Origin of the sequence: Phormidium pseudopriestleyi FRX01 (assembly GCF_017313335.1) — a bacterium.
Classification (GTDB): Bacteria; Cyanobacteriota; Cyanobacteriia; order Cyanobacteriales; family Laspinemataceae; genus Laspinema; species Laspinema pseudopriestleyi.
This window is the reverse complement of the sequence record NZ_JAFLQW010000402.1, coordinates 1-5,319: the sequence shown is the minus strand read 5'-3', so window position 1 is coordinate 5,319 and position 5,319 is coordinate 1. Positions and strand designations below refer to the sequence as shown.

Here is a 5,319-nt window from a genome sequence, read left to right as displayed (position 1 = left end):
GCTTCCAAAATTGGCTGAATTGGGGAAGAAAGCATCAGGGCTGTTTCCCGTTCTTCCCGGGGTAAAATAGTTTTTAACAGGGAAACCAGTTGCGATCGCATCAGTGGTTTGCGGAGAAACCCCTCGCATACCGATTGGACGAGGGCTTCATCACTGAGTCGCGAAGAAGCGGTGATTACCACAATTGGAATCAACTGGGTTTCTGGGTTGTTCTTGAGAAATTGCGCCACTTCAATGCCGTTGAACTCAGGCATCCACAAATCCAGTAAAATCATATCAGGTTGGGAGGCGATCGCCTGTTCGATGGCTTCGCGGCCATCCCGAGCAAACAGCAGTTGGTGCTTTGTTTTGCCAAAATAGCCCGCAATTAACTCCAAATTCGACGGGACATCATCCACAATTAAAATCGTCCCCGGTTGGAACTGCTCTAAATTTTCATCTACAAGCGAATACTCGATCTTTCCAATCTCGGTCCTGGCAATTTCTACCTCGGGAAAGACAAAGGTCAAGGTACTGCCGCGATGGAGTTCACTCCTTAAGTCAATCGTTCCTCCCAGCATTTCTGTGAGTCGTTTGGTAATGGCTAACCCCAACCCTGTGCCGCCATACTTCCGAGTTGTTGTCCCATCGTTTTGGATAAACGCCTCAAAAATCTGCTCTTGGCGACTGGATGCTATCCCGATTCCTGTATCAGATACTGCCAACTCTAAACACAGGTGGAACGGGTCGCGGGACCTGGACAAATTAGTATTCAAATGAATCGTCACGGACCCCTGTTCTGTAAATTTAAGGGCATTACCCACCACATTAAAGAGGATTTGCCGCAAGCGAACTTCATCAAAGACAATCCCATCCGGAACAGAATCGCTAATTTCAATAAATATCCCCAGACCCTTGGCTTCTGCCTTCTGAACAAAAATCTGCTGAATATCCCGCACTAAAGCTCGAATTAATACGGGTTCATAGTTCAAATCCAGCTTCCCTGACTCAATTTTAGACAGATCCAGAATATCGTTAATTAGTGCTAACAAGGTTTGGCCGCTCGTGGCAATGGTCTGAAGATAGGACTGCTGTTGTGGCTCATCGCTCATTCCTTTGAGCAATTCACAAAATCCTAAGATAGCATTCATCGGGGTCCGAATTTCGTGACTCATATTGGCCAAAAACTCGCTTTTTGCTTGGTTGGCAGCTTCCGCTTTTTCCTTAGCTTGTTGCAGTTCCTCTTCGATCTGCTTGAGTTCGGTGATATCCATTTCAATGCCATCCCAAATGGTCCGGCCATCCTCCAGAAGACGCGGCACTGAACGTAGTTGGGACCACTGAATTTTACCGTCCTGGTTGTACTTCCTCATCTGCATTTGGAACGGAGACAAATTTTGAAAGGATTCTTCCGTCAACTGGGCATTCAATGCTTGGTCTTCGGGAACAATTCGGTTATGCAATAAGCTGGAGTCCGCCATAATTGCCTCGGGTTCCAGTCCGATTAACCGTTTAATTCCCGCACTGATATAAGCATAATGATACCGTCCATCGGGTTCGCGGACCAACTGATAAATTAGCCCTTTATCGAGATTGTCCCCCAGGTTTCTGAGAATCCTTTCCCGTTCTTGGAGGGCGAATTCAGCTTGTTTGCGATCGCTGATGTCTTCGACAATATAGGAAAATCTGGGGCGATCGCTCGTGATTCCGAAAATTGGACAAACGCTGGCAGCTAACCATTTTTCACCTCCAGGGGTTAGATGTTTGTACTCAAATTTTACGGGCATTCCGGTGTCTTGTGCCGCGCGGTAGTGACTCAACCACATCTCCAGGGCCGCTTTGGGAACACCCATCTCGGTGGCGCAGCGATTTTTCATCGCTGCGGTGGTTGTCCCAAAAAATTGGGCAGAGGTTAGATTGTCGGTCAAATGCCGAATATCCTCGGGATAAAGTTCCACAATTCCCATCAGCATCGAGGCACTGTTAAAGAAGCTCCGTAGGATAGATTCGCTCTGCTGTACCGCTTCTTCTGCCTGTTTGCGATCGGTGATATCTTCGGCAATTCCGACAAATCGGTAGGATTCTCCAGACGGATTTTGGATGGGAAAGGACCGCGCCCGAATCCAGCGAATTTCTCCCTGGGTTTGCACGATGCGGTAGATTTCATCGAAATCGTTTCCTTCCCTAATTTGGTGCATTAACCTTCGGCTGATATGCTCACGCTCCTCCGGGTGAACCGATTCTAACCAATCCCGAGGATTTTGATATAAACTCTGGCAAGTCCTCCCCCAAATTTCTTCATAAGCCGGACTGATATAAATCATCTCGCCGGATTGGGTCAGGATAAAGAAAACTTCTCGAATATTTTCAGCAAGTTGTCGGAATGTTTCTTCACTTTCGCGTAATTCCAGCTCCGCCAGTTTAGCAGCGGTGATGTCTTGGAATGTGCCAAATAGTTCGACTCTTTCTCCGGACTCATTGAAAACCGGCTGTCCTTTGCCGAGGATATAGCGGACAGTGCCATCGGGTAAAAGAACCCGAAATTCATATTCAAAGGGGTACTCTTGGGCCAGCAGGTCGTGAAAATTCCTGGGAAATTGGGGTAAATCCTCCGGGTGAATTCGCTGTAAGAATTCTGGATAAGTGGGTTCGATGGGTTCGGATTCAAATCCGAGAATCCGAAAGGTTTCTTCAGACCAGACTAGCTTTTGAGTGAGCAGATTCAAGGACCAGTTTCCCAAATGAGCGATGCGTTGAGCTTCGAGTAAGGCATTTTGACTATGGCGGAGTTTTTCCTCGACTAATTTGCGATCGCTCACATCTAAAATAATGCCATGCCAGACTATATCCCCATTTTCTCGTTGCTCCGGTTGCGAGTTCCCTTGCAGCCATTTCAGTTTCCCCGAAGGCGTAATAATTCGCCATTCATGTTTAAACACTTTCAAGGTTTCGCGGGAGGATTGTGCCGCCTCAAAATATCCGGCTTTATCTTCGGGATGAATTAGGTCGATAATAGCAGCTTCCACGTTTTGAAATATTTGCTTTAAGGGAATTTCTAAGATTTCTTCAATCGCCTGATTAATATATTCAAATTCCAGAGATTCATCGGGATGTTTAACCAGAGAATAAATATTGCCCGGTACAGCCCTGGCTAGGTTTTGCAGCCGATTTAAAGTAATTTTTAAAATGTCTTCAGACTGCTTGCGATCGGTCATATCAATGGACATTCCGATCATGCGCTTCGAGATTCCAGTGACATCAGTGACTACCTGAGCATGAACCTGAATCCACCGCCATCCTAGATCCCTCGGGGGAAAACTAATTCGATATTCTGTTTTAAACCCTCCCCCATAGCGAATTGCTTCTTCATGTAAACCCTGCAATTCTTCTCGATCTTCGGGATGCACCAGGGCGAGGTATTCGGCGTAAGACATCACTTGAGGAACCGAATCAACCTTTGTAGCCGAGAAGATAATCTGATTGGTTTTGAGGTCTCGTTCCCAAGCAATGGTATTGGCAACTTCTAGGGCTAACCGTAATCGCGATTCACTGTCTCGGAAAGCCGCCTGAGCTTCTTGGCTTTCCTGATAGAGATTCGCTTGATGAATCGCGATACCCAAGGGTTCAACGACTCGACGAGCGAGTTGGATTTCTTCCTCCTGCCAAGGGAGGTATTTTGGACTCCATAAACTCAGGGAACCCCAGATCGTGCCGTTCACTGCGAGGGGAACTAATAGCCACGCTCCTTGGCGATCGCGGGCCAATTCTTCATTAATTGGGTCGTCAATGGTACGGGTATTCACCACCACCACTTGCAGTTGTTTGAGTTGTGCGGCAAAGGGATTGCCTTCATCAGGGATATCTTCAGCGACTTCTTCGGGTAATTCCGAGTATTTATTATAGGAATATAAATGAGTCCAGACTCCCTGTTGAGGGAGATAATGCACGATAGAAGCGCGCTCAAAGTCCACCAGTTTGGCAATCCCCGTGGTGGCAGTGGAGAAAATGGTACTTAAATCGAGGGATTGATGGATGGCTTGAATGACCTGATTTAAGAGGTTTTCCTGTTGGGTTTTTCGCGCTAGGGCCTGTTCAGCTTGTTTGCGGGTGCTGATATCCGTCACCATTGCCAAACTCCCCACATACTCTCCGGCTTCATTAAAAATTGGCGTCGCCGAGAGCAGGGTCCAAAGGGGTGAGCCATTTTTGCGGTAAAATAGAAAATCATGCTGCTCGACGATTCCTTGTCTGCGCCGTTCTACTTTTTCTCGGGCCTCTTGTTTTCCGACTTCATCCATAAAATAAAGGAGAGATTTTCCCAGCATTTCTTCCGGAGTATATCCCAGGAGTTCAGCCATTTTGGGATTGATAAAATTTGTACAGTCTTGGGCATCAATGCTCCAAATTCCCTCATTGGCCGTTTCCACGATGCGGCGATATTGTTCTTCACTCTGCTTGAGGGCTGCTTCCGTCTGTTTGCGATCGGTAATATCCACGGTGACCTGAGTCAGAAACCAGCAGTTTTCATGGGGTTCAAATCGGGATGTATATCGGGCCGATAAGTAGCGAAGGCTACCCTCTTTATGCTGGAATCGATACTCAAAACTGCTGGTTTTTTCTTGAAAAATCTGCTCAAATAAGGGTAAAATAACTCTTTCTACATCCTCGGGAACGATGCGAGCCATCCAAATGGATTTGTCCTGTAAAAAGTCTTGGGGGGTATAGCCAAAGACGGTTTCAGATCCGGCAGATAAATAATCCAGATCCCAGTCTTGATTACTCAAGATTCTAATTCGCACGATCGCGGCGATCGAGCTATTGAGAATATCATTTAACTTGTGTTCTGAGGCGGTGAGTGCTAGTTCCAGCGCTTTGCGAGATGTGATATCTTCCCCAAACCCGATGAATCGATCCGGGTTCCCTGCTTCATCCTCCAGAAGGTTAAATTGGGAAAAAATCCAGATAATTTCCCCATTTGAACGGATAATTCGGTATTCGCAACTGCTCTTTTCTTTTTGGGGGGAGGAGGAATTGACTCGGGACAAATCGTCAGGATGAATGGTTTCCAGCCAGGAGTTAGAATCTCGATACAAACTTTCAGAACTTCGTCCCCATACTTGTTCATAAGAGGGACTGATATAAATGAATTCTCCCGTGGTAGCCGATCGCACGAAAAATACCTGTCCAATCGTCTGGACAATCTCCCGAAATCGTTCTTCACTTTCGCGCAAAGCAGCTTCAATGGCTTGGCGTTCAGTAATGTCTTTCAAAACAGAAAGAATAACCGGCTCTCCATCCAGTTGAATGACTTCACAAGAAACCAAAGAAAATTTAATCTCT

The 5,319-nt window shown here is 46.5% G+C and carries 1 protein-coding gene; it reads right to left on the bottom strand.

Going from position 1 to position 5,319, the window contains the following annotated elements:
- Positions 1–5,319, bottom strand: a 5,319-nt coding sequence (locus tag J0895_RS15100; RefSeq protein ID WP_207088880.1) for a PAS domain-containing protein, incomplete at both ends; no start/stop codon positions are given.